General features: G+C 39.8%; 20 protein-coding genes. 11 read left to right on the forward strand and 9 right to left on the reverse strand.

Annotation, left to right across the window (positions count from 1 at the left end; translation table 11 throughout):
• Positions 1-5: 5 nt before the first annotated feature.
• The 4 genes from BCU68_RS00550 to BCU68_RS00565 all read right to left on the reverse strand — a co-directional run bounded on the left by BCU68_RS00550 (position 6) and on the right by BCU68_RS00565 (position 4,327).
• A complete protein-coding gene (locus tag BCU68_RS00550; protein ID WP_102562843.1) occupies positions 6-1,067 on the reverse strand; it encodes a TIGR01620 family protein in 1,062 nt (353 codons plus the stop codon).
• Complete coding sequence (locus BCU68_RS00555) at positions 1,064-2,446, reverse strand: YcjX family protein (RefSeq protein ID WP_102562844.1); 1,383 nt, start codon at positions 2,444-2,446, stop codon at positions 1,064-1,066. Before BCU68_RS00555 ends, BCU68_RS00550 begins: the two co-directional genes overlap by 4 nt.
• A 114-nt stretch (positions 2,447-2,560) precedes the next feature.
• On the reverse strand, positions 2,561-2,746 hold the full coding sequence (locus tag BCU68_RS00560) for a hypothetical protein (protein ID WP_102562845.1): 186 nt from the start codon (positions 2,744-2,746) through the stop codon (positions 2,561-2,563).
• 63 nt (positions 2,747-2,809) lie between these two features.
• Entirely contained in the window at positions 2,810-4,327 is a 1,518-nt protein-coding gene (locus tag BCU68_RS00565) for a fumarate hydratase (protein WP_102562846.1), read from the reverse strand.
• Between the two features lie 206 nt (positions 4,328-4,533).
• Between BCU68_RS00565 and pabB the strand changes: the two genes are divergently transcribed.
• Positions 4,534-5,943 (forward strand): aminodeoxychorismate synthase component I, encoded by a 1,410-nt coding sequence (gene pabB, locus BCU68_RS00570; RefSeq protein ID WP_102563152.1) that lies wholly within the window; start codon positions 4,534-4,536, stop codon positions 5,941-5,943.
• 83 nt (positions 5,944-6,026) lie between these two features.
• On the opposite strand, the gene BCU68_RS00575 is transcribed toward pabB, so the two are convergent.
• Together BCU68_RS00575 and BCU68_RS00580 are read right to left on the reverse strand one after the other, a co-directional pair.
• The gene (locus tag BCU68_RS00575; RefSeq protein WP_102562847.1) at positions 6,027-7,742 is read right to left on the reverse strand and encodes an ATP-binding protein; all 1,716 of its coding nucleotides are present in this window, start codon (positions 7,740-7,742) and stop codon (positions 6,027-6,029) included.
• A 4-nt stretch (positions 7,743-7,746) separates the two neighbouring features.
• Positions 7,747-8,289, reverse strand: a complete 543-nt coding sequence (locus BCU68_RS00580; protein ID WP_102562848.1) for a heme NO-binding domain-containing protein — start codon at positions 8,287-8,289, stop codon at positions 7,747-7,749.
• Positions 8,290-8,559: 270 nt separating this feature from the next.
• Here BCU68_RS00580 and BCU68_RS00585 point away from each other — a divergent pair, with 270 nt between their 5' ends.
• The 6 genes from BCU68_RS00585 to BCU68_RS00610 all read left to right on the forward strand — a co-directional run bounded on the left by BCU68_RS00585 (position 8,560) and on the right by BCU68_RS00610 (position 16,005).
• Positions 8,560-10,323 (forward strand): response regulator, encoded by a 1,764-nt coding sequence (locus BCU68_RS00585; protein ID WP_102562849.1) that lies wholly within the window; start codon positions 8,560-8,562, stop codon positions 10,321-10,323.
• 19 nt (positions 10,324-10,342) lie between these two features.
• Complete coding sequence (locus BCU68_RS00590) at positions 10,343-10,678, forward strand: Hpt domain-containing protein (RefSeq protein WP_102562850.1); 336 nt, start codon at positions 10,343-10,345, stop codon at positions 10,676-10,678.
• A 29-nt stretch (positions 10,679-10,707) separates the two neighbouring features.
• Positions 10,708-11,307, forward strand: coding sequence for a CoA pyrophosphatase (locus BCU68_RS00595; protein WP_102562851.1), 600 nt, complete (start codon positions 10,708-10,710; stop codon positions 11,305-11,307).
• 302 nt (positions 11,308-11,609) lie between these two features.
• On the forward strand, positions 11,610-12,863 hold the full coding sequence (locus BCU68_RS00600; protein ID WP_102563153.1) for an aromatic amino acid transport family protein: 1,254 nt from the start codon (positions 11,610-11,612) through the stop codon (positions 12,861-12,863).
• Between the two features lie 351 nt (positions 12,864-13,214).
• Complete coding sequence (gene asnS, locus BCU68_RS00605) at positions 13,215-14,615, forward strand: asparagine--tRNA ligase (RefSeq protein WP_102562852.1); 1,401 nt, start codon at positions 13,215-13,217, stop codon at positions 14,613-14,615.
• Positions 14,616-14,814: 199 nt separating this feature from the next.
• On the forward strand, positions 14,815-16,005 hold the full coding sequence (locus tag BCU68_RS00610; RefSeq protein WP_102562853.1) for an amino acid aminotransferase: 1,191 nt from the start codon (positions 14,815-14,817) through the stop codon (positions 16,003-16,005).
• 107 nt (positions 16,006-16,112) lie between these two features.
• Here the strand turns inward: BCU68_RS00610 and BCU68_RS00615 are convergent, their stop codons facing one another.
• Positions 16,113-16,745, reverse strand: coding sequence for an outer membrane beta-barrel protein (locus BCU68_RS00615; protein ID WP_102562854.1), 633 nt, complete (start codon positions 16,743-16,745; stop codon positions 16,113-16,115).
• Between the two features lie 190 nt (positions 16,746-16,935).
• Between BCU68_RS00615 and BCU68_RS00620 the strand changes: the two genes are divergently transcribed.
• The 4 genes from BCU68_RS00620 to purT all read left to right on the forward strand — a co-directional run bounded on the left by BCU68_RS00620 (position 16,936) and on the right by purT (position 21,993).
• Positions 16,936-18,825: a DUF294 nucleotidyltransferase-like domain-containing protein gene (locus BCU68_RS00620; RefSeq protein WP_102562855.1), complete on the forward strand. Its 1,890-nt coding sequence runs from the start codon at positions 16,936-16,938 to the stop codon at positions 18,823-18,825.
• Positions 18,826-18,835: 10 nt separating this feature from the next.
• Positions 18,836-19,552 carry a 3'-5' exonuclease gene (locus BCU68_RS00625; protein WP_102563154.1) on the forward strand — a complete coding sequence of 239 codons (717 nt, stop codon included), beginning with the start codon at positions 18,836-18,838 and terminating at the stop codon, positions 19,550-19,552.
• A gap of 190 nt (positions 19,553-19,742) precedes the next feature.
• The gene (gene cdd / locus BCU68_RS00630) at positions 19,743-20,630 is read left to right on the forward strand and encodes a cytidine deaminase (RefSeq protein ID WP_102562856.1); all 888 of its coding nucleotides are present in this window, start codon (positions 19,743-19,745) and stop codon (positions 20,628-20,630) included.
• 181 nt (positions 20,631-20,811) lie between these two features.
• Entirely contained in the window at positions 20,812-21,993 is a 1,182-nt protein-coding gene (gene purT, locus BCU68_RS00635) for a formate-dependent phosphoribosylglycinamide formyltransferase (protein ID WP_102562857.1), read from the forward strand.
• A 125-nt stretch (positions 21,994-22,118) separates the two neighbouring features.
• Here the strand turns inward: purT and BCU68_RS00640 are convergent, their stop codons facing one another.
• Entirely contained in the window at positions 22,119-23,807 is a 1,689-nt protein-coding gene (locus tag BCU68_RS00640) for a hypothetical protein (RefSeq protein WP_241901242.1), read from the reverse strand.
• 80 nt (positions 23,808-23,887) lie between these two features.
• Entirely contained in the window at positions 23,888-25,987 is a 2,100-nt protein-coding gene (locus BCU68_RS00645; RefSeq protein ID WP_102562858.1) for a carboxylesterase family protein, read from the reverse strand.
• Positions 25,988-26,157 lie beyond the last annotated feature (170 nt).

The raw sequence follows: 26,157 nt of genomic DNA on the forward strand, positions 1-26,157 counted from the left end.
AGTCATTATTTTACGACTACCTGTTTGACTTTTGCCGTGATCTGTTTACGAATTGCACTAAGCTTAACCACTTGCGGTTTTTTCCAAGGAATTGGGCGTAATAATGACATCGCTTTGATACCTAATCGTGCTGTTAATATCCCCACACCAAGCCCCTGGCCTGCTCGCGCTGAAACCTTACCAGCTAAGTCCATTGAGAGCATATCCATACTGGCATCAACCGCCACTTCACTCGCCCCAGCCATGGCCATATTCACCAGTACTAGCTTGAACAATTTAAGTCTTGACCAGTAACCTAACTCAACGCCGTAGACTTGAGCCAGTTGATCGACCATTTTAAAGTTACGCCATGCCACCAGCAACATATCGGCTATCGCCAGTGGGCTGATCGCCACCATAACGGCTGATTCCCCTGAGTACTGGGTAACAATTTTAGTGGCTTTTTTGTCTTGCTCACTAATCACAATCGCATCGTACATTTCTAAGATTTCCGCATCACTATGCGCAGGGTTAACACTATTTTTCCAACGGTCAAAGGCTGGGCTTTCCGCTATGATGCCGCCACTTGTCGCTAACTTTTGGCAAAATGCGACACCCTTACCGACACCTTGTCCCTCTAAGAGTTGTTCACTCTGCTCTTGAACCGAGAAGTGACGACGTAACTTAGACAGCGTCCATAACTCTTTACCTAGCGCACCGAAACCTAAACTGGCTATTACAGCAATAAAGCCAGACCAACCTAACGCTAACCAATCGGCTTGCGAGATGGCACTCATGACATTATCCACCGCCTGCCAAGCGAGCAATCCACCAAATGTGGCGATCCCGCTAGCCAATAAGACTAAGCGCCCTTTTTTGGGTCTGATCACTTGCTCAAGCTCTAGTGGGTTATCATCTGTCACATCGACAGTGTTAACGACTTCTTTAAATTCATCATCTTGAGTAAACTCTTGCATACTGGCAAGTTCAGGGCTTTTCTCTTTTCCCACATTCAATTGCTGTGTATTTAAGTCACCAGAAAAGACTTGAGCGGGTTCATAATAGTCACGACTCTCTTTATTGCTCATCGTAATTTATCTCCAATTAAGTAATCTAATGCTTTATCCATTCTTAAGTGTGGGCAAGGTTCATCACTATTGGTCGCAAGTGGTCTAAAGGCTCGAAAATCAAACTGGTTATTGTGCCAGTAATCCTCTTGAGGCAGCTTTTTCGGTACTTGACCTGGAAATAGTGTCATCGCTTGATCATCTAACGTTAGCCCTTGCAATGCTGGTGAGTTCTGTCCTGCTGGTGTGGTAATAAAACCAGTTTTGGTTGCTTGAATTGAAGCTATGCTCATACAGCTCATTTCAATATGTTCAAAGGCGGTATTTTGCCAAGTGGGATGCACCATTTGCTGTAGCAGCGACACTAAATTCGGATGCTGCTCTGGTGTGACATGATCCGCCTTGGTTGCTGCAAATAACACCTTATCAATACGTGGTGAGAATAAGCGTCTTAGAAAACCATTTTGTCCATAACGAAAACTGCCCATCAACTGTTCCAAAGCATCACGCATATCTTGAAAGGCTTCATAACCTGCATTTAATGGCTGCAAACAATCAATTAATACAATCTGGCGATCAAAGGTCGAAAAATGATTACGATAAAAAGCTTTCACTACTTTTTGCTGATATTGCTCATAACGAGATTTAAGCATCATGTAGTTATTCTCTTTATGATTGGCTAATTCTGCCTCTTTTACCAAGTAGGGAAAAAACTGCAAGACCGGCGCACCAGCAAGTTCGCCCGGCAATACAAAGCGTCCTGGTTGTACCCAATGCAGACCGTTATCCTTACACTGATGCAAATATTGCGTATATTGCTCAGCGATGTCACTTAGTTCTTGCTCATTCGCGGGTTGCATTTCATCAAAGGATTCCAGTCGCTCTAGCCAAGGTTGTGCCAGTTGTTTACGCACCCCTTTCATTGCCTGGAACTGACTTTGACTCCATTGCTCATAGTCCATCGTTAACAACGGGAGATCGAGTAACCACTCACCTGGGTAGTCAATAATATCTAAATACAGAGTACTACTTTTGGTCAAAAATCGTTTTGCCCCTTTGGCTGGCTGATACTTTAGTGCTAAACGTATTTCGCCCACATCACGTGTTGGCGTTGGCCAGTTTGCTGGTGTGCTATGTAGTGAATCCATCGCTTGATCATAAGCAAATCGCGGGATCATAATATTGCTTTGAGGGACTCGCTTAGCGCCAATTAAACGTTTATCGCGTGCCGCTTCCATCAAAGGCAGATTTTGGTGTGTCGAGGTATGCAAAAGCTGGTTAACCAGAGAGGTTATAAAGGCGGTTTTGCCTGCTCGAGATAGACCGGTGACGGCAATACGAACATGAGAGTCCATACCACGGTTAATCAGATCGTTTACTTCTTGGGTGATTTTGTTCATTGTGTTACTCCAACCTATAGGCGGCTAGTCTACTTATCTCTATCTTAATGCTAGATGAACAAAAAAGCCCCTGATATGAACCAGAGGCTTAATTTTTACTGCCAAATCAAATTGTTAATCGTCTTCAATAAGTTTCACTATGACGAAAAGGCTGATCACTAACAATACCATTAGGGAAAGTGAAATAGTGATGTACTTATTATCAAAAATAGAGACACCGTATAAGACCAAATCATAGCCAACAAATGCTCCGACTACGACCAGAATGATTAATTGCAATATTTGAATAAAACGAACCATACTTTCTCCTGATATCCCTATTTATTATTGTAATCTATTGAAGATTATAGCATTAGAATTAGACTATGATTCCATTTCTGCAATATTGACTTTCCAGGTATCAGGACCGGTCTGGTGTGCATTTTCTCCCGTTGAGTCAACGGCCACGGTTACTGGCATATCTTCCACTTCAAATTCATAAATGGCTTCCATACCTAAGTCTTCAAATGCGACAACACGTGCTTTTTTGATCGCTTTCGCCACCAAGTATGCGGCACCACCAACGGCCATCAAATACACCGCTTTATGCTGCTTGATTGAGTTTACGGTTGCAGGTCCACGTTCTGCTTTACCAATCATGCCTAAAATGCCAGTTTCATCGAGCATCATATCGGTAAATTTATCCATACGTGTCGAGGTCGTTGGACCAGCAGGCCCTACTGCTTCATCACCTACTGCATCAACAGGACCTACGTAGTAAATGAACTTACCTTTAAAGTCGACACCTTTTGGCAAGCCTTCTCCACTTTCTAACATGCTTTGAATGCGTTTATGCGCAGCATCTCGACCTGTCAAAATTTTACCCGATAATAAAACGGTTTCGCCTGTTTTCCACTGTTCAATATCAGCTTGAGTCACGTCATCAAGGTTAACGCGACGAGTGTTCGCGCCAGCTTCCCAAGTGATATCTGGCCAATCTTCTAATTTCGGTGGCGTTAACTCTGCAGGACCATGACCATCTAAAGTAAAGTGTACATGTCGAGTGGCTGCACAGTTTGGAATTAAACAGACGGGTTTCGAAGCGGCATGTGTTGGTGCGGTTTTGATTTTCACATCAACCACGGTTGTTAAACCACCCAAACCTTGTGCACCGATACCGAGTTTATTCACACGATTGAAGATATCTAAGCGCAATTCTTCTTCAGCATTTTGCGGACCACGAGCTATCAAATCATTGATATCGATATGCTCCATTAATGACTCTTTTGCGAGTACCGCTGCTTTTTCAGCAGTACCACCAATGCCTATACCTAGCATACCCGGTGGACACCAACCTGCGCCCATTAAAGGTAGCGTTTTTTCCACCCACTCTGCAATATCATCAGAAGGGTTAAGCATGACCATTTTGGTTTTGTTTTCAGAACCACCACCTTTAGCCGCAATTTGGATTTCCACCTGATTGCCTGGCACCATATTGATATGAACCACTGCTGGTGTGTTATCTTTCGTGTTGATGCGCTTGCCAGCAGGATCCATTAAGACCGAGGCTCTTAGTGGGTTTTCAGGGTTAAGGTAAGCTTGACGCACGCCTTCATCAACCATCTGCTGTACAGTCAAGTCCGTATTATCCCACTGTACTGCCATACCGATATTAACAAAGCAGGTTACAATCCCTGTGTCCTGACAGATTGGGCGCTTCCCTTCTGCCGACATACGAGAGTTAATTAGAATTTGTGCAATGGCATCTTTAGCCGCTTGGCTCTGCTCTTTGTGATAAGCCTCTTCCAATGCCTGGATGAAATCTAATGGGTGGTAGTACGAAATATATTGAAGTGCGTCAGCTACACTGCTGATGACATCCTGTTGGCGAATAATCGTCATGACTGCCTCTTTATTATCTTTATTTCCATCGTTAACTTTTAGTTACTGCCTTTTGTTTTACTGTCAATCACGCTAAAAGAGCGACCAAAGCAATAAAACTTATCGGCGAAGTAAACTAACAAGCCACCTTTAATTTTAATTTATGATACTCTTGCTTTCCTTCGTATGCCATGAAGTGATTAAACTCTTTGTCACAAATTAAACAAATGAATTATAAAGCATTCCAATCCGATAAAATTATGAATATTCCATATCAGTCAGATATGGCAAGTCAGTTGTTTTCTCATATAGAAAGTCAGCCGTGGGCAATGCTGCTGCGTTCTGCTTCGACCACCCATATTGACAGTCGTTATGACATACTCGTTGCTAACCCTATCGCAACGCTAAAAACAACCGGTAAATGCACGACCATCACTCATGAAGGTAACCAAACTGTCTCTGAGCGAGATCCGTTTGAGCTTCTTAGCGAATATCAAAATAAGCTATTACCACCTAGAGATTGCGAGATCGACTTGCCGTTTATTGGTGGTGCTTTAGGTTACTTTAGCTACGATTTAGGTCGTCGAGTGGAGTCTTTACCGACATTGGCTATTAATGATATTCAAAGTGCTGATATGGCGGTCGGTTTATATGACTGGGGACTTGTCATTGACCACAAGACGCAACAGTCTTACTTGGTCGGTGATAATGCACTTCAGCAGTGGCAATGGTTGAATCAGCAAGCCGATTTGAACATGCAGCAAAAAACGTCAAGTCAACAAACCAAGTTTAGATTGCAAGAGCAATGGCAATCTAACATGACTGTGCAAACGTACGCTGATAAGTTTGCTCAAATCCAAGAGTACCTACTCTCTGGCGACTGCTATCAAATTAACTTAGCGCAACGCTTTAAAGCTCGTTACCAAGGCAGTGAATGGCAAGCCTACCAACACCTTGAGAAACATAATCAAGCACCATTTTCTGCATTTATTCGCACTGATGAAGCCGCGATCTTAAGTATATCTCCTGAGCGCTTCCTACAGCTAAATCGCACCATTATTGAAACTAAGCCGATTAAAGGAACTCGACCACGCTCAACCGACCCTGTTCAAGATAAACGCCATGCGATTGAACTTGCGAATACAGAGAAAGATCAAGCTGAAAACCTGATGATTGTCGATCTATTAAGAAATGATATCGGTCGAGTTGCTATGCCAGGATCAGTACACGTACCAACGCTGTTTGATATAGAAAGCTTTCCAGCTGTGCACCATTTAGTGAGTACGATTCGCGCGAAACTGCGCCCTGAATATCAAGCTTGTGATTTGTTGAGAGCTTCTTTTCCAGGTGGGTCTATCACTGGCGCACCCAAAATACGGGCTATGCAAATCATCGAAGAGTTAGAGCCACATCGTCGCTCTGTTTATTGTGGCAGTATTGGTTATATCAGTCGTAATGGACGAATGGATACCAATATTACTATTCGTACGCTGATTGCAGAAAATGACCATCTCTATGCTTGGGCTGGTGGCGGTATTGTGGCAGATAGCCAATGTGACAGTGAATATCAAGAAACCCTCGATAAACTCAGTCGTATTTTACCGATTTTAAGTCACCCACCTGGCAGTGACAACTAGCCTGACACAGAGGCTGGCACGCTCCCTCATTACGGTTTATTCTTTCGAAAGCGATCACCCTTCCAAAACCGATCGCTTTTTCATTAAATCCATTTACTTAATATTTGTTTTAAATCATTAGCAGTATAAGGTTTGGTTAAAATATCATTCATCCCCACCTCCATACACTTATCACGCTCCTCGAGGGTTGTACCTGCTGTGACGGCTAAGATAGGATTCTTATAACCTTGACCTCTTAATGTTTCTGTAGCCGTAAAACCGTCCATAACAGGCATTCGACAATCCATAAATATAATATCAAATTCACTTTCTGTCGCAGCATTTACTGCCAGCAGACCGTTATCGACAATTTGTGGTTTCACGTCCAACTTTGCCAACATTTTAGTGATGACTATTTGATTCATTTTAATATCGTCGACCACCAGCACCTTTAGTCGAGAGTAGTCAGCTAAAGGCATGGCTGTGATTTCACTTTGATCGCTTTCTTTATCGACTTCCATTAGCTGTAAAGGCAGTGTGACCTTAAACTCAGTCCCGCTTCCTAAAGTACTTTGTAAGGTTATGCTGCCTTTCATTAACTCGACGAGTTGCTTACAAATAGCGAGACCCAACCCTGTTCCTTCGTATTTGCGACTACTAGAACGATCAGCTTGAGTAAAAGGTTGAAACAGCTTTTCCTGAGCCTTTTCAGAGATGCCAATACCGGTATCTTTTACGCTCACCATGAGCTGGTGCTCTGCCCAACAGACACCGACTGTCACCCCCCCTGATTCTGTAAATTTAACCGCATTACCAATTAAATTTACTAAGACTTGGGTAATTCTTTCTAAATCACCAAAAAAACGCTCAGGTACTGACTGATCAGCATGAATCGAAAACTTTATCTGTTTTTCCAGTGCTCTATTTAGGAAGATACTATTCAAGGTATAATGCAAGTCTTGCCACTTAAATGCAGAAGGAATTAACTCCATCATCCCTGCATTAATTTTGCTGTAATCAAGGAGGTCATTAATAATAACGCGTAAAAACTCACCGGATTGACCTAGGTTATGACACAGCGCTTGCTGGTGTTCATCTAACTGTGTATCTCGTAATAGCTCAGCACTACCAAGCAAACCGTTAAGTGGTGTTCGCAATTCATGGTTTATCATTGCTAGAAAGTCACGAGTTGAACGCTCAGATGCTTCTGCCCTTTGTCTCGCTTCTATTGCTCTCAATACATTCAATTGACGTATGATTGCATTAGAAAGAAGTTCAACCACCAACGACATTTGACTCTCTATGTAGCTATTATCTTCTTCATTATCGTGAATTTGAATATTGAGTGATCCAATCACTTTATTTTCTACTTTAATTGGCACATACAACAAATGACCATTCCAATGTAGCTGTGATTTTTTACCTTCTAGCGGTGATGTGATGAGTTCTGCATGCCCATATACGCCACGAGTGACTTCTGGCAATATGTTTGCATCAAGCGTTATTTTACTGTACTCAACAATGCCTATACCGTCATTGGTTAAGTGCTGAATTAAGTCTGATATAAGAATGTCATCAAGGCTTTTTCTTAAAAACATCCCACCAAAGTGAATAAGGATAGTATCTATCTGTTCTTGAAACTGTAAGCGACGGATCTGCCCTTCTGATTTCGTTTCAAGCTGTTTAAGGGCGACTTCTAATTTTTGGTTGGTGCGAAATAGCTCTAAACTTTTTTCCTCTAACAGTAATTCAGCCTGCTTTCTCGAGGCTATTTCTCGTTTAAGTTTTCGCTCTATGGCAGCATGAGTCGGTGTATTCAAAGCACTAAGCTACTTTCGTTAAGTTAAAGCGCACTAAGTTGTCATCATCCGAAATAGATTCCATCGATATATCAATCTCTTCATCGAAGTAATCGGCACAGCCCTTAATTAAACCGAAGCAGACGTGAGACATACAACGTGCACTTTGATAATCTAAAGTCATCTTTGACTCACCTTCACTAATAAAATTAAATGTTGGCGGTGAAGCTTCTGGATAGAGTTTTTTCACCTCTACATGAATATAGGTTTCTACGTGCTTAATAAATTGAAAGGTTCCCGAGCTTTCAATTAAGCTGGCATCTAAAGGAATGGATGCTAATAAGCTTTTAAAAACTGAACGACCAAACACCTGTTGCAACGTCTCTGCGTCTATGTCTGTTTTTTTACTCAAATTCACAATCAATTTGACCAAGCTGCGATGATCATAACTACCGACAGAGGTATAAATCCCCTCATCTTGCGACATAGCCAGCACTTCATCAAGCACATCTAAGCCAAATTGGTCTTCAACGAGTTCCATAAACTCAGTAAAAATGATTCCTTTCATCTCGGCACCTTAATTCGCTATTTACGTTAAAATATTGAAGTAAAAATATTGAAGTAAAAATTCATCTAATAGGTAAATTTTTAGTCACAAAACTGCGATAAATCAACACGAAAACCGCACTATTTTCTAATTTTAGCGACGCTCCCCCCACCACATAAGAATATGCAACAAAGTTAACCTATAAATAGCAGTATAGAATAAAACTGTACTAGACTTAAAAATACCCAACTCAATTGCGCCAATTGCCTAAAGATATGAGGCTCGTAATTCATGAATGACTTTATCTCCGAACATCGAGGGCTTTTAGAGAAGTTAGCTATACTCGTTGTGGATGATTCAAAAACCTCTGCACAGATGTTGGGGCAACAATTACGCCAATTGGAGATCAAGCCTAACCATATTGATTGTGTAAATTGCTATCAGCAAGCGATGAGCCAAGTATCTAAACGTTACTACGATATTATTTTTATTGACTACCATTTAGAACAAAACATTAACGGTAATGAGTTGGCGACCTTACTCTATCGTCGTCGCTTACTCAGTATAAATACTGGCATTATTTTTATCTCATCAGACGCAACACAAACGACTGTCCTTACCGTCTTAGCTGGTCATAGCCCTTATTTTTTGAAAAAGCCGTTCAAAACCGTTGATATTGGTAACAAAATTATTGAGGTTAAAAAGAATCTACACGCAATTCAATATATAGAGCATCAGCTAAAGGAAGGAAAAATAGAACGTAGCACTTTAGATAATATCTTGCGTATGATTGACCGCTCACCTTCACCTATTCTGGTTGAGAACCTTATTTTAAACTCTCTTTATGATGATAAGAACTGGCCAGTTTTAAAGTATTTGATTGAACATTCATCAACCGCAACTTCGCTGACTAAAGTTTTCTTAAATGCTTCTATTGCACTCAATGAAGGTGAGATAGAACGTAGCATTGAAATCGCACAGCACTATCTAGCTAAACACCCAGCATCACCAAGAATTTTAGACCAATTGGTGCATACGTATTTACACTTAAACAATAAAAAAGAAGCCCTGCACTACGCTCAAAAAAGTTTTGACTTAACACCATCGGTCAATTCACGCGCTGTCATGGTATGCCGCATTGCTACTGAATTGAATTTACATAAAACGGTCTTAAAGGTGGGAATGAGCTTTACCCGTCATTTGTCAATTATTGATGTTGGCTGGGTAACCACTGTCTCTATTTATTGTGATTGCATTAAAGCCTTTTATCATAAATACCAAGAGCCTGCGAATAAACAGGAACTTAAGCTATATATTTTTGATTTACTTAGCGCTATTCGAAAGCGATTAACCTCTGGTCAAAAAAGATATCTTGATAGCTACCAACTCTTGATGAAAGCCTATTTTTCATTAGAGGATCAAGATAGTAAAAACGCCAAACTATTCTTATACAAATCTATTTCTCCTTTTTATGATCACTTTGACTCAATACCAAGTATTGTGATGACAAGCATTATCCCAATTGCAGTGACGCTAGGCGAAGTGTGGTTAGTTGACGATCTAATGGCCATTTTACAAAAGCGAGACAAGTTTGATGCAGAAACACAGCAACAATTACAGCGCTTATATAGCAATATAGCGAGCAACTCAGCATTAACTGAACTTCGAGAGCACTTGGCTCAAAATAAGAGGTTTGCAACTGATCCAAGTGTGTTAAATCAGTCATCAGAGTTAACTCAACAATACCAAGCAATTCTGAATCATTATCCGCATTGCAGTGAAGCTCAAGTCGGTTTTATTTTTTCTATTTATCCGCACCAATCATCACTAAACGCGGATAAATATATGACAGATAGAGAAATTGATTCTAAGATAAAAGTACAAGCTAAACAGGTAATTGATGAACTTAGCGTAATAGCGCTACCCAGTTGTTGGCAAGAATGGGCATCATTATCAGCAGAGGGAAAAGGCAATAAAAGTCACTTATCCTCTATTACTAAAGCGCATAACATTTCAATACAGCAACCTGAAAATTCAAACCCATTAATAGAATAACGGCGATAAGGACATACGAATGATAAATTTTGACATACTCAGAAGCTATTTAGATAACGATGACGACATCGTAGAAGCTGTTTTAATGGCTTATGTTGAAGAGCATAGTGAAAGCATTGATAAGCTTCAGTTACAGTTCTCAACACAAAACTGGTCAGAGTTATTCATGACAGCACACTCGCTCAAAGGCATTCTAGCTAGCTTCGGTGAAGATACTGCGGTTGACGTTTTAGAGCGTATTGAAGGACAAACCCGCGATAGTATTGCACCCGATGACAGTGATGTTGCAGTAGTGGTGACTGAACTAGGTAAAATTAATAAACAAGTTGATGATTTTTTGGCATCTTTGGGTTAACCGATCATTTTTTTAACTGATTTTCAGCGATGAGAGATGTCGATAAAGAGACTTTTGTGCAGAGGTTTCAGCTGCATGCTCCCTTGGGTTATCACCCCGAAAGTATCTTGCGAGTCTCTCATCTTAAACCACTAGATCTACGTAAAGCTGCGGTTTTAATTGGGCTTGTAGAGCGAGAGTCTGGGCTAAATGTTATTTTAACTAAACGCTCTAATCACTTACGCCATCATCCTGGGCAGATTAGTTTTCCTGGAGGTAAACTAGAGCCCGATGATCACTCCTTACAAACTGCCGCCATTCGTGAGACGTATGAAGAAATTGGCATTCCTGCTGACAAAATTAAAGTATTCGGTCACCTCCCTCCATTGAGTACGATAAGTCGCTTTTCTGTAACGCCTATTTTAGCCTTTATCGACCACGACTATAGTTTGAAGCTCGATACCAATGAAGTTGAAACGGTTTTTGAAGTACCTCTCTCTTTTCTTTTTAATCAATCAAATCTATATAGCCAACATTTCATCGTGAAAAACACACCACATCGATTATTTGCCATCCCCTATCAAGGACATTTTATATGGGGAGTCACTGCGCAAATTATTCAAGCTTTACAGGTCCAACTCGGCACGTGAGATATTTAATACCGTATAATTTTACAAACCACCATTCACCTGGTCATATTACATACAATCCATAGCAAACGTTTACAGTCAACCGCACACATAAAAATACCGCTCAAGCATTAGATTTACTAATCTCAAAAGACAATCAAACTCACCTGTAGCACACAAAAAACGTGAGGCTAGCGTCAGATTTGATGAAACTATCATTAAGTCTTTATTTATATGATTTAGATCGTTTTCTTCTGCCTTTTACTTAGGCAGAATCTGCGCTCTTAATTTTTCCTGTATCCAATGAGTATCTAAACATGAATATGAAAACGGCGACGACGACCAGTTGTGAAGTATCGTCTAAATCCAAATGGACCTACCAAGACTTTACGTGGGCATTATCTTTATTTGGTACGGCTGTGGGGGCTGGCGTACTATTTTTACCTATTAAAGCAGGTGCTGGTGGTTTCTGGCCGCTTGTAATCCTAGCGCTAATCGCAGCACCGATGACATGGTTTGCACATAAAAGTTTAGCGCGTTTTGTTTTGTCATCAAAAAACCCTGATGCTGATATTACTGATACCGTTGAAGAACATTTTGGAAAAACTGGCGCTAACCTTATTACGTTTGCTTACTTTTTTGCCATTTATCCAATCGTTCTAATTTATGGTGTGGGTATAACAAATACTGTGGACTCTTTCCTTGTTAATCAAATGGATATGGTCTCTATCCCTCGCTGGTTGCTATCTGCAGCTCTTATCACGCTGATGACAACGGGTGTTGTATTTGGCAAAGAGCTAATGTTAAAAGCAACATCATTAGTAGTTTATCCTCTTGTATCTATTCTATTAGCTTTATCTTTGTATTTGATTCCTGATTGGAATACATCGATGATGTCTGTTGCTCCTGTTTGGGGTGATATGCCTAAAACAATTTGGTTAGCAATCCCAATTATCGTTTTCTCTTTTAACCACAGCCCAATTATTAGCCAGTTTGCGAAACAACAACGCCAAACTTACGGTTCAAATGCGGTCAAGAAAACTGATATGATTACCGGTGGTGCAGCGACCATGTTAATGGGTTTTGTAATGTTCTTTGTATTCTCTGTTGTGTTATCTCTAACACCAGAACAATTAACATCAGCACAAGAACAAAATATTAGTATTTTGTCATACCTTGCAAACATCCACGAATCTCCAGTAATTTCTATTCTAGGTCCTATTGTTGCTTTTGCTGCAATTACATCAAGTTATTTTGGGCATTTTCTAGGCGCACAAGAAGGTCTTGTTGGTTTAGGTAAAGCAACAACAAAAGTATCTACAAGTATTGTCGAGAAAGCGTCTCTTGCCTTCATCGTAATCACAACTTGGATTGTCGCAATCATTAACCCAAGTATTCTGGACATGATTGAAACAATGGGTGCACCTATGATTGCAGGTATTCTATTCCTTATGCCTGTAATCGCTATGCAGAAAGTACCAGCAATGCGCAACCTTAAAACATCAATACCAGCACAGATCTTCACCGTTATTTGTGGTATTGCTGCTATGACATCGGTTATTTATGGTGCTTTTTAATTCAATCAATTGAATTAAAATTCTTATATTCACATGAATCAAGGCGACTATTTGGGTCGCCTTTTTATTGATATTCAAACCTTACTCTTTATCTGGTGACATTCTCAATTCACCGCTACTCAGCTAAAAAATTTACCCATACCAATATATCGCCCATAAAAATACTCAATAGTTAACCAGTTACCTGCTTTTCACAAATAATTATTGCTATAAATGACAATAAAGGTTGAAGCTATCAATTTGACAGGTAATATGGAGAATCAAATAAAAATATTTAACAGCTCGTATGTAATGGTGACTTTCCTACAAGTACTGAGCTGAGTTTTAACCTCAATGGAGATTGTATTAAACATGACTTACGCGCCTGTAACTGACGTTCTTGGTGGCAAACTAGCTGTAGACAGTGAAGTAACTGTTCGTGGTTGGATCCGCTCACGTCGTGATTCCAAAGCTGGAATCTCTTTCCTTGCCATTTATGACGGCTCTTGTTTCGACCCGATTCAGGCCGTGGTCCCTAATGATCTTAATAATTACGAAAATGAAGTATTAAAGCTAACCACTGGCTGCTCTGTTGAAGTAACGGGTAAGATTGTTGAGTCTCCTGCTAAAGGACAAGATTTCGAACTAGCAGCGACAGATGTTAAAGTGGTTGGTTGGGTTGAAGATGCTGATACTTACCCAATGGCTAAAACACGTCACTCTATTGAGTACCTTCGTGAAGTTGCTCACCTTCGCCCACGCACAAACGTGATTGGTGCAGTAGCACGTGTTCGTAACTGTCTATCTCAAGCGATTCACCGCTTCTACCACGAGCAAGGTTTCTTCTGGACTTCTGCTCCGTTAATTACTGCTTCTGATGCTGAAGGTGCTGGTGAAATGTTCCGCGTATCTACGCTTGATCATAATAACCTTCCTTTAGATGACAAAGGCAACGTTGATTACAACGAAGACTTCTTCGGTAAAGAAACGTTCCTAACGGTTTCTGGTCAACTTAATGCGGAAGCTTACGCTTGTGCACTAAGCAAAGTTTACACGTTCGGCCCTACTTTCCGCGCAGAAAACTCGAACACAAGTCGCCACCTAGCTGAATTCTGGATGGTTGAACCTGAAATCGCATTCGCCGATCTTGATGATGCAGCAAAGCTTGCTGAAGACATGCTAAAGTACGTTTTCGCAGCGGTTCTTGAAGAGCGTCGTGATGATCTTGAGTTCTTTGCTTCTCGCATCGACAAGCAAGCTATCACTCGTCTAGAGCAATTCGTTGACGCTGACTTTGCACAAGTTGACTACACTGACGCAATCCAAATCCTACTTGATTCAGGTAAGAAATTTGAATTCGACGTTGAGTGGGGCATCGACATGTCTTCTGAGCATGAACGCTACCTAGCGGAAGAGCACTTCAAAGCACCTGTTATCGTTAAGAACTACCCGAAAGACATCAAAGCTTTCTACATGCGCTTAAACGACGACGGCAAAACAGTTGCTGCAATGGACGTACTTGCACCAGGCATCGGTGAAATCATCGGTGGTGCACAACGTGAAGAGCGTCTTGATGTTCTTGACGAGCGTATGATTGCAATGGGCATTGATCCTGAGCACATGAGCTGGTACCGCGATTTACGTAAATACGGCACAGTGCCTCATGCTGGCTTCGGTCTTGGTTTTGAGCGTCTAGTATCTTACGTAACAGGCATGGGTAACGTACGTGACGTAATCCCATTCCCACGTACACCACGCTCTGCAAACTTCTAATCATTTAGATGTTTTGAGATAAATCTAAAACCTCTGCCCTTTGCAGAGGTTTTTTATTGATAAAATCTGCCCTTTCCTCTCTTTTCTGCTTCAAATCAAATTATTTGATATTTTCTGTCTTATTGTTATTGTCAGGCAAAAACCTTAAAGGTATAAATACTACAGTGTATTCCCCTTTCAATTCGCATGGATGAAGATTATGTTTGAAAAAGTCATAGCAGCGCCCGCAGACCCTATTCTTGGACTTACTGAAGAGTTTAAAAAAGACTCAAGAGCTGAGAAAATCAACCTAGGTGTTGGTATTTATAAGAATGAAGCTGGAGAAACACCAGTTCTTGCTACGGTAAAAAAAGCGGAAGCGGCACTACTTGAAACAGAAAAAACCAAATCTTACTTAACTATCGAAGGGACTGCTGAGTATGGCTTAGCTGTGCAAAAACTTCTCTTTGGTGAAGATTCTTCCATCGTTAATCAAAAACTCGCCAAAACAGCACAAGCGCCAGGTGGTACAGGTGCATTACGTGTTGCGGGTGAATTTATTAAACGCCAACTTGATGGGGCTAAAATTTGGATCAGTAACCCAACTTGGGCAAACCATAATGGTGTTTTCGCTGCTGCTGGTATCGAAACCGCGCAGTACAGCTACTACAACTCGGAAACAAAAGATAAAGACTTTGCTGGAATGCTAGCGGATTTAGAGCAAGCTAATGCTGGTGATATTGTTCTTCTTCATGGTTGCTGTCATAACCCGACAGGTATCGATCCAACACAAGATGAATGGGAAACGTTAGCTAAACTGGTTGCTGAGAAATCCTTACTTCCACTGTTTGACTTTGCCTACCAAGGCTTTGCTAGCGGTGTAGAAGAAGATGCTGCAGGTCTGCGTATCTTTGCTCGTTATAATAAAGAGATATTGGTTGCTAGCTCATTCTCTAAAAACTTTGGTTTATATAACGAACGTGTTGGTGCATTCACTCTTGTTGCTGAATCAAGTGAAATTGCTGAAACAGCGTTCTCACAAGTAAAAGGCATTATCCGCTCTATTTACTCAAATCCACCAGCGCACGGCTCTGCTGTTGTTACTCACATTTTAAATAATGCTGATCTACGTGCTGAATGGGAAGCGGAAGTGGCAGAGATGCGTAATCGTATCCAAGAAATGCGTACACTGTTTGTTGATACTTTAAAAGCTGAAGGCGTATCAGCAGACTTTAGCTTTATTGAGCGTCAAAACGGCATGTTCTCTTTCTCTGGTTTGAGCAAAGAACAAGTAAATCGCTTAAAAGAAGAGTTTGCTATTTATATCGTAGGCTCTGGTCGTATTAGTGTTGCAGGTATGACTAAATCAAATATGGGTCCACTATGTAAAGGCATTGCTGCTGTACTTTAAGTGCCAGCACATTACTGCATTAGATAGAACTACCATGCTAGTAAACGGGTGAACGTCAATTCACCCGTTTTTCTTTTATATAGGCCGTAGACAATAACGAGAGTCTCTTAATAATCAAACTGTAAAGATACACCACCTTCATTGGTTGTTTGCCCCTTCGCATCACGATAAGTGTAAGAGCCACCGAGAGAAAATCGTTGACTCATAAAGTAGCGTAACTCAATAGAGTAAATATTTTCATCAAGTAAATCACTACTGTTAAATTGTACACTTGCTGTACTAAACCAACGTGACGTCATCGCGTAATTTAAACCGATATAACCTGCCTGAATAAATTCAGTATCTGATGAATTAGTGATTGATGAATGATCGAGTTCACTTTTTGCTTTCGTTGCTCCTAACTTATAAGCAGCAACGATATCCAAGTTATCTTGCAACGGGAACCGATAACCTCCCCCCACCGTCAATATGTCGAGTTGAACGCTTGCGTCATCTGGATGAATATAGCGAGCGTTATAATCTGCTAATATTAACCAGTGATCGGCAAATTGGTGACTTAAGCCTAAAGTTAATGATGAAACATTAGTGCTATCCCCATACTCAGGATTAAAACTGCCTGAACTAAATCCGAGATTTACATAGTCATAACTTGCTTTTCCACTGCGTTGATCATTCATTGATTGAGCAAAAACATTCATACTGAGTGTGGATATAAATAATAGTGGCCAGCACTTGATCATTGACTTTCATCTCCTTGAAAAATCATCATTATTAATAATATTATACATTATAATTTACTATTATTTCCCTTCAAGGATATTAAATTGCTATTAATACAGGATTGCTTTTGACCTGCCAATAAAATCTTTATTACAATATAAATTAATTGCTGTATTATCAGCTGATTAAAGATCAAAGGACACACCGCAAATGGAAGCTGAATTACTCGAGATACAAAACTTTCTTTCTCAATACCCACCATTTGATAGACTTCCCGAAGATGTTCTCACGACAGTGACTCAAAGCATCGAGATCTCGTATTACCGACAAGATACTCCAATCATACATTTTGGCGATGATATCAAAGACTTGTTTATGGTTCGTAGTGGTGTTGTTGAAGTATATCGCCGTAAAGGGGAGCTCTATAATCGCCTAGATCAAGGTGATCTATTTGGCCAGATGGGGTTACTGACTAATAATAAGATTCGTTTTCCTGTAAAAGCTATTGAAGATTCACTAATCTACTGCATTCCTGGCAGTGTTTTCCAAGATCTCTATGATCATTTTGATTCGTTCGCCGATTTTGTTGAAGTCGCCGATAATGCGCGTTTACGTCAAGCTGTCATGCATAATGAAGAAGCAAATGATCTCACGACATCTAAAGTTCGCACGCTGCTAACTCGCGATGCACCTACAATAGATAAAAACCAAACGATTCAACAAGCTGCTATTTTAATGGCTGAAGAAAACATCTCCTCTATATTGATTAGCGATCCTGATATTGTCGAAAACAGTGACGATGACCAAAACCCGGTGATAGGCATTATCACCGACCGCGATCTCTGTACACGTGTGTTAGCAAACGGATTAAGTCCTGAAGATACAGTAAGTACAGTAATGACACCTGAACTTGTCTCTCTTGATCATAATGCTTACGTTTATGAGGCGATGTTGGTAATGCTGCGCTATAACGTTCATCACCTTCCTGTTTTGAAAGACAAAAAACCAATTGGTATCATTGAGACGACGGATATTATTCGCTATGAATCTCAAAACTCACTGCTTCTTGTTAGTAGTATTTTTCAGCAACAAACCATTGAAGAGTTAGCAAGCCTTGCCGAACAAGTAAAAGACAGTTTTGTTCGCCTTGTGAATGAAGATGCCAACTCGCACATGGTTGGAACTGCAATGTCTGTTATTGGTCGCAGTTTTAAGCAGCGCATCATTGAGTTAGCTGAAGATACTCTAGGCAATGCTCCTGTCCCTTTCTGTTTTCTTGCTTTGGGTTCTATGGGGCGTGATGAGCAGCTTCTCGTTACGGACCAAGACAACGCCATGATATTAGATGACGATTATGATGAAGAAAAACACGGCGCTTACTTTGCCGAATTTTCGAAATTTATTTGTGATGGTTTAGATAAATGTGGCTACAGTTATTGTACTGGCGACATAATGGCAACGAACCCAATGTGGCGCATGAAGCGTGGTGAGTGGGAAGAGTGCTTTGCAGATTGGATCGATAATCCAAATCCAAAGGCACTACTCAATGCTTCAATATTTTTTGATTTAGATGGCGTGTCTGGTCGACTTAAATGGGCGGAGCAGCTACAAAGTTTTATTGTGCGCAGAGCACGTAAGAATAACCGATTCTTAGCCTGTCTCGCTCGTAATGCCTTAAACCGTACTCCTCCATTAGGCTTCTTTAAAGACTTCGTAATGGAAAAAGATGGTCAGCATAAAAATTCGATTAACTTAAAACGCCGAGGTACCGCGCCTCTATGTGATTTGATTCGTGTACATGCTCTTGCTGTTGGTTCTCATTCACAGAACTCGTTTGAGCGTTTAGATGACATCATTGATGCTGGCATTTTACCCAAAGGTCGAGCTCAAGATTTACGCGATGCATTAGAATTTATCTCAATGGTTCGTATTCGCCACCAAGCTTATGATGTTGAGAGCACCATTACTCCTGATAACAACATTGAGCCAGAGAACTTATCTGATTTTGAACGCCGTAATTTAAAAGACGCATTCCAAATTTTAAGCAATGGGCAAAACTTCCTTAAGTTCCGTTACCAAGCCAGCAATAACTTTAAGTAGGATGATTATGATTTCAAAACTATGGCAAAAACCAAGTATTGACTGGCAACGAAAATTCCAAGCTCGCCTTGAGCAAGCTCAAGATGAAAGATTGCAGTCTTTCTATCAGCAAGCTTTACCTCACCCTGAAACACCGCTAAATGAGATAACTTTTTTAGCACTTGATTTTGAAACGACAGGGCTAGATGCAAAAAGCGATGGCATCATCACTATTGGTGCTGTTCCTTTTAATTTAAACCGTATTTTCCTCAGTCAGGCGAAGCACTGGATTGTACGCCCTAAGCAGCAACTTGAAGAAGAATCCGTAATCATTCACGGTATTACTCATAATGACATTTTGGATGCTCCTGATTTAAGCGAAATTATCGAAGATGTTCTTAATACGCTTTCAGGTCATGTCATGGTTGTTCATTACCGTAAAATAGAACGGGAGTTTTTAGATAGAGCTTTGAGATCGCGCCTAGGGGAAGGAATCGAGTTTCCTGTTCTTGATACATTAGAAATAGAAGCCGAATTACAGCAGCGGCTAATGGGTGGAATATGGCAGCGACTGCAAGGGAAAAAGCCAGCATCAGTCCGTCTAGGTCAAAGTCGTAAACGCTACGGATTGCCCTCTTATACGCCTCACCATGCATTAACGGATGCCATTGCGACCGCTGAATTACTTCAAGCTCAAATCGCACATCATTTTGAACCTAATGCTCCAATTCGTAATTTTTGGTTATAATTTAGCTTTCATTTCGCTTGATTAACAACCACTAAGCCTAGGTTTTTCTCTCAATCGATCAACTTGGGCTTACTGTTACCACTCTAACTTGTAACAAAATAACCTGTTACATACACAAGTGAGATCCAGATCACGGTTTTGTTTTTGATTTAAAATAAAATGGCGTTCATAGCTTTTATAAGGATTCAACATGCACTGCCGCATTAAAAACGCATTACAAGAAACGCCACAAAATCTTGCTACGCATCTTACCCCTCTTTTATTATCTGATGACTTTGATGCCACAATTAGTCCAGAACAATTTGAGCAATTATGCCAAGCAACAGGTCTATCTGATAATGAATTACGTATTGCGCTATTACCTTTTGCTGCAGCCTATTCTTATGCACCATTATCTAAATTTTACGTTGGCGCGATCGTAAGAGGCTTATCTGGTCGATTGTACTTCGGTGCTAACATGGAGTTCTCTGGCGTACAACTTGGCCAAACCGTTCATGCTGAACAATCAGCGATTAGCCATGCTTGGATTAAGGGGGAAGAAGGGATCAGTGATATCACCATCAACTTTAGCCCTTGCGGCCACTGCCGACAGTTCATGAATGAATTAACAACGGCTGATAAATTAAAAGTTCAACTTCCACAGCGTGATGAAAAAACGTTGCAAGAGTACCTGCCTGAATCGTTTGGTCCAAGCGATCTCGGTGTCACTTCCGCGCTCATGACAAAGGTTAATCACAACTATCAGTTAGCCAGCGATGACTCAAATCTCGCTGTTGCGATAGGTGGGTTAAATATTAGTCACGCACCTTACACTAAAAACTACAGCGGTATCGCAATCACAACAAAGCAAGGCTCTGTTTATCAAGGTGCATACGCTGAAAATGCTGCTTTTAACCCAAGCCTTCCACCATTACAAGTTGCTCTGATCCAACTACTACTTGCTCAAGACAGCTTCGAGAATATTGATACAATTACATTAGTCGAAATGCAGGATGCCTCCATTAGCCATCTTGCAGATACTCAGGCAACCATCGAATCGATTAACCCTGATATTCCTTTCCTTTATAAAGCAATTTAAGACCAAATAATTTAATTATCGATTTTCGATAAATCAGATAGATAAAAGTAAAAGGACGCATCGTTGCGTCCTTTTTTTCTATCTAGTGTTAAAATCAGCGCGCAAACGTTTGCTTATCATTTAAATTGCAGTATCATCACACCCGTCGAATTGTTCAATTTGTTATATCTAAGGGTTTTCTATGTTTGGTACTGCTTTGCGCAAGAACGCAACTCGTGTTCTTCTTTTAGGATCTGGTGAGCTTGGAAAAGAAGTGGCAATTGAATGCCAACGCCTAGGGTTAGAAGTGATCGCGTGTGATCGCTATGCCGATGCACCAGCAATGCAAGTTGCTCACCGCTCTCATGTTATTGATATGCTTGATGCCGATGCACTAGAAAAGCTAATTAAAATAGAGCAACCTGATTATGTTGTCCCTGAAATTGAAGCTATCGCTACCGATAAGTTAGTTGAATTAGAAGCAAAAGGACTTAATGTTGTTCCAACAGCACGAGCGACTCAACTGACGATGAATCGTGAAGGTATTCGTCGCCTTGCTGCAGAAGATCTAGCACTACCAACCTCACCATATCGTTTTGCTGATACTTTTGAAGACTTCAGTGCTGCAGTTGAGTTCGTTGGTACCCCTTGCGTAGTGAAACCTGTGATGAGTTCATCAGGTAAAGGGCAAAGTATCATCAAAAATCAAGATGACATCAAAAGTGCCTGGGAGTACGCTCAAGAAGGTGGTAGAACAGGGGGTGGTCGCGTTATTGTCGAAGGCTTTATTGATTTTGACTATGAAATCACTTTGCTAACGGTTCGCGCTGTTGATGGTGTTCATTTTTGTGCTCCAATTGGTCATCGCCAAGAAGATGGTGACTACCGAGAGTCTTGGCAGCCTCAAATTATGTCTGAAAACACTCGAAAAGCGGCTGAATATGTTGCTGAGCAAGTTGTTAATTCACTTGGTGGTTATGGGCTGTTTGGTGTTGAACTATTTGTTAAGGGCGATAAAGTTATCTTCAATGAAGTCTCCCCTCGCCCACATGATACTGGCTTAGTTACGCTTATCTCACAAGATCTTTCTGAATTTGCACTGCATGTTCGTGCATTTACCAAAATGCCGATTGGTAACATCGAACAATATGGTCCTGCAGCCTCTGCGGTGATACTTGGTGAAGGCACTTCCACTAATCTTTGTTTTGAAGGGATGCAAGAGTCCCTCGTGACACCGCAAACTCAATTACGTTTATTCGGTAAACCTGATATTGATGGTAGACGTCGATTAGGCGTTGTACTAGCAAAAGATAAATCGACAGAAAAAGCGATTGATAAGTCAGTGAATGCTGCAAAGAAAATAAAAATTTCATATGATAAATAGAAACAATAGCAGTACATTAGGATTAACGATAATTGTCGTATAATTTTTATTGTAGACTAGTAATTAAAAATGGATTGACTCTTACAAAAATCAATCCATTTCATTTTTCAGGCGAATATACTTAGCTAAAAGCGATAGCCTAAATTCACAGTGAACGCTTCACGCGTCTCTCCTTTATTGTATAATGCAGTGATATTATAATGACGTCCAATCTGTTTATTAAAACCAACTAAATAAGCCCATTGATTAATATCAACACCAATATCATATTCAAAATCACCACCAAGTTCTTCAACATAACCTAAGTTACCCTTCATCTTTGAAGATAAACCCTGGTACTCGGCACCGACTAGAATTTGTGCTCTATAATCGACTAATTGATAACCAACCATTGGCTGAGCAACAATCAAAGAATCCCCAAAATCATCCTGACCATCAAGACGTGTCTTTGTCATACTAATATTAAGTGAAGCAAAAAATTCTCGATAACCAACAGATAAAGTTGTACCAATACCTGCAACGTCATAGTCGAGACTAAGAGGGACATTAAGACGTCCACGATCACAGAAGGGTAAGCCATTATCTGCAAGTGTATTACAAATGCCTGTTCCTAAACCTGGTACCTGGCTATTTAATGAGTCACGGATTTCATTCATGGTTTCTGCGGTATATTCAGCATCAACATTCGCCACTACTTTTATTTTTCCTAATAAAGCATATACATTCCAAAAGGGTAAAATATATACGTCACCACGTAAGGTAAAACTTTCAGCAGAAACAGTCGCAAAACTCTTTGTTGGATCAAAATCTTTATTCAGATCCACCTTACCTAAGCTACCTAGACCTAAGTTGAATGACTCAAAATCTATATCCATATCTTGATTACGGTAGGCAACAGAAATACCGTAAGGTAAAGGTAGGTCAATACCTTGACGTCTGACTAAATCTCCCATCAATGGAAAAGTTCTATCAACTTGTAATTCTTTTTCGCGAATACGAGGATCAGAGACATATTGAAGTTTTTCTACATCTTTGACAATGGTACCCAAAGCATCATCATAGAACGCCACAGGTGACATTGTTACTCTCAAGGTTACTGGTTTCTGCTTATAAGTCCCTACCCCAATTATCGATTTTTCATTTACAATAATTCGACCATCTTCCAAGTAATCTAACGTTATTTCTTGTCGATATTGTTCAATATTATACTTTCCATAACTGAAAGGTTGACTATTTGTCATAATCATTGATTTAGGTTGACCATCAACAACTTTAATTTCAACATGCATAAACCTAAAGTAAGCTATATCCTGAGGAAGTGCATATTTTGAATAGTTAAATGAAACTATCGCTGTTTTTTCATCAATATCCCTTACACTAACTGATGAAGTATCATAGGATTGAGCATATTGACGAAGTTTATATTCTATTTTGGTCAAGTTCTCAATAGAATCAAGTCCTCCATCAACTTCAACAAGCCCTGGTTGATCTTTTCCACCACTAATATCTTCATCAAAATATTTAATTCGAAGATCGATATTTCCTTTTTTGTCAGTACTCTGAACGAGAAAAAAGCTATCTGTATTAGTCTTACCATCAATTGTTACTTTTTTATTGACATATTCAACTAAGTGGTCGCCTTGACTTAATGTACTTAAACCAAGTTTAGGTAAATTTTTAGGTATTCCATATTGCTCGAAAATATCGATCTCTTCAGGTAATTCTCGTACTTCTGAAAATACTGGCAATGAAATCAAACAACATAGTAACATCATGATTGATGACATTACGCTGCAAAATAAATCTTTAGACATTTTCATCATACTCCTCCTTGATAACTATAGGTAAATCCAAACTCTTGTTATTATTAAAATGAAAATATCTACAATTAACTTTAATCATAAATTGCCCCACAAATACCATCAAGTGTCTGACTATCTACACCATAATTGATTGAACTATCCCAATCTGAAATTTCTTCTATTTTTCCTATGTCATTTTCACCATCAGAGATATTGTGTATCATCAGCGCATTATCATTTGCATCCACATAAGCATAGTTTTCAAATAGTGCATCGCTAAACCATAACCTCGAAACCTCCTGAATTAAGTCACTATCGACGTCTGTAGGACTAATGACAGAGCCTCTTTCATTATATAAACGATTAAAAATAAAGGGGGTTTCTGCTTTATTACACGCTTTTCCAGAAAAACAGCTTAAATTACCTAGTGTACCAAGAAGTGAATCATCAAGAATATTAGTATTAAAGCTTGCTATGTAATCAAAATGATACATAGTTATATTTTCATCAGATGAATTTCTCTGAATGAAATCTCTAGCTTCACACTTGAAAATAAGTTGATTATTTAATGCATTAAATTTAGACATATTCTCTTTAATACCCGTTAAGTTAGTATCATCTTCTGCTGGAGAAAAATCACTTAAAGATAATGCATCAATGTTATCTAAATGAATAATAGCCGAGAGTATTGTATAGACAGGGATATTAATCGAGTCATCACTATATGTTATAAATTCATCGATATCCGTTGGTAATATGCTGTCATTATTTAACAACCATTGAACAATATCGATAATATTAATACCATCGATGATCTCTAGGTTGATTAAGAATGGTATTTTAAATGCAGCGGTATAAGAATTGGAATTATCACTATTAAAACCAACAACTGATGAGACTGTTAGTTTAGTATCCATCGCTTGTTGGGTAACATGATAGCCAGTATAGTCTGCATACTCTTTGCAGCCAAAAATACCTGATGATATACATTCCCTATGGGATTCTAAGTATGGAGCAAAAGCTATCATCTTTGCTCTTGACTCTATTGCCGCAATTGTTGTTGCATATTTAGCTGTAAGCTTAATTCCTATGGCTGCGGTACTATCACCTGCTTCTATCCAATCTAAGATATCAGTAATAATCTCCTCAACCGTCCCATCAGGTAAACCAAATAATCGCCCTGTAATTTCAGACTTTACTTGAGACTGTATGGTAAGTAATTCATCAACGGATAAATCCTCTAGTGTTTTACCTGAATAGTCTTCATTTTCCAGAATGGCTGCTATCGTCTCATTGGTGTCTTTCGCTAAGCTATAGCTTTTAAAAGGGATTCCAAAAGGTAAGCTTTGCATGATACTTTTATGAAAATATTGTCCTGCTGCATTATCAATATTTAATGTGTCAATGACAGGATCTGGCACTTGATGCATAATATTAACTGCGGTAGCTCCTGCCCCTTGACCAAAAATAGTAATATTTTCCGCAGTACCACCAAAATAGCTAATATTCTCTTTCACCCACTGCAGTGCGCGCTTTTGATCACCAATACCAAAGTTACCCCCTTTAGTATCCCCGTTATCTTCTTGCCACAAAGTACCTAAAAGACCTAACCGGTAATTTAAAGTAATAGCAATAAATGGGGTATCTCTGCGACCTAGCTCTGTATCTGAAACACTTTGTGCCACTATAATATCAGGTATAATATCAACTGATTGTCCAGATCCAGTTTCAAATGATCCACCATGCATGTATACAAATACGGGTAGATCATCACCCTCTACCGTTCCTTCTGGTCTCCATATATTTAAATTTAAACAGGCTTCAGACATCGCTAAATCGGTATTTAATTGTGGGCACACATCGCCAAATTTAGTCGCATCGAAGGGTTGTTGCTGAGCTAAGCTCGATATAGGCAACAATTCACTATGTTCAAATCGTTCAGAATATGCATAAGGAATGCCCTTAATTTCTTCGATATTAATCGAATTTTCTTCACCATTAATTGATGTAATAGTAACGGGAGCAAGTGTTGCGGTCACATCCACTTCACGAATTTGAAGGTTTAGTTCTTCTGGACCAGGTAGTTCTGGTGATGGGGTTGGAGTAAAGGTTAATTCACCCGGATCATCAGTACAACCAGAAGCTAACACCCCTAATATTAGTACTGATGATGTACGTAAAATCCATTTCATAAAAGACCTCAACTTGTTTCCACTTCACTGCCATGGAATGCTTAAATACAAAAATTAGACCTCTAAGAAAGGGCTAATTTTCAGATATATTTAAACTATAGTTAGGTTTTAATGAATTGCGATATGTTTTTGTAACAAAAGCATGCGGTTGATTAACTTAAGCGCAACTT

This window comes from Vibrio sp. 10N.286.49.B3, from assembly GCF_002873395.1.
Classification (GTDB): Bacteria; Pseudomonadota; Gammaproteobacteria; order Enterobacterales; family Vibrionaceae; genus Vibrio.

What these genes read in the sequence shown, in the direction of transcription:
- BCU68_RS00550 (WP_102562843.1), bottom strand. Translation starts at nt 1,067, where the DNA reads ATGAGCAATAAAGAGAGTCGTGACTATTATGAACCCGCTCAAGTCTTT.
- BCU68_RS00555 (WP_102562844.1), bottom strand. Translation starts at nt 2,446, where the DNA reads ATGAACAAAATCACCCAAGAAGTAAACGATCTGATTAACCGTGGTATG.
- BCU68_RS00560 (WP_102562845.1), bottom strand. Translation starts at nt 2,746, where the DNA reads ATGGTTCGTTTTATTCAAATATTGCAATTAATCATTCTGGTCGTAGTC.
- BCU68_RS00565 (WP_102562846.1), bottom strand. Translation starts at nt 4,327, where the DNA reads ATGACGATTATTCGCCAACAGGATGTCATCAGCAGTGTAGCTGACGCA.
- pabB (WP_102563152.1), top strand. Translation starts at nt 4,534, where the DNA reads ATGAATTATAAAGCATTCCAATCCGATAAAATTATGAATATTCCATAT.
- BCU68_RS00580 (WP_102562848.1), bottom strand. Translation starts at nt 8,289, where the DNA reads ATGAAAGGAATCATTTTTACTGAGTTTATGGAACTCGTTGAAGACCAA.
- BCU68_RS00585 (WP_102562849.1), top strand. Translation starts at nt 8,560, where the DNA reads ATGAATGACTTTATCTCCGAACATCGAGGGCTTTTAGAGAAGTTAGCT.
- BCU68_RS00590 (WP_102562850.1), top strand. Translation starts at nt 10,343, where the DNA reads ATGATAAATTTTGACATACTCAGAAGCTATTTAGATAACGATGACGAC.
- BCU68_RS00595 (WP_102562851.1), top strand. Translation starts at nt 10,708, where the DNA reads ATGAGAGATGTCGATAAAGAGACTTTTGTGCAGAGGTTTCAGCTGCAT.
- BCU68_RS00600 (WP_102563153.1), top strand. Translation starts at nt 11,610, where the DNA reads ATGAAAACGGCGACGACGACCAGTTGTGAAGTATCGTCTAAATCCAAA.
- asnS (WP_102562852.1), top strand. Translation starts at nt 13,215, where the DNA reads ATGACTTACGCGCCTGTAACTGACGTTCTTGGTGGCAAACTAGCTGTA.
- BCU68_RS00610 (WP_102562853.1), top strand. Translation starts at nt 14,815, where the DNA reads ATGTTTGAAAAAGTCATAGCAGCGCCCGCAGACCCTATTCTTGGACTT.
- BCU68_RS00615 (WP_102562854.1), bottom strand. Translation starts at nt 16,745, where the DNA reads ATGATCAAGTGCTGGCCACTATTATTTATATCCACACTCAGTATGAAT.
- BCU68_RS00620 (WP_102562855.1), top strand. Translation starts at nt 16,936, where the DNA reads ATGGAAGCTGAATTACTCGAGATACAAAACTTTCTTTCTCAATACCCA.
- cdd (WP_102562856.1), top strand. Translation starts at nt 19,743, where the DNA reads ATGCACTGCCGCATTAAAAACGCATTACAAGAAACGCCACAAAATCTT.
- purT (WP_102562857.1), top strand. Translation starts at nt 20,812, where the DNA reads ATGTTTGGTACTGCTTTGCGCAAGAACGCAACTCGTGTTCTTCTTTTA.
- BCU68_RS00640 (WP_241901242.1), bottom strand. Translation starts at nt 23,807, where the DNA reads ATGTCTAAAGATTTATTTTGCAGCGTAATGTCATCAATCATGATGTTA.
- BCU68_RS00645 (WP_102562858.1), bottom strand. Translation starts at nt 25,987, where the DNA reads ATGAAATGGATTTTACGTACATCATCAGTACTAATATTAGGGGTGTTA.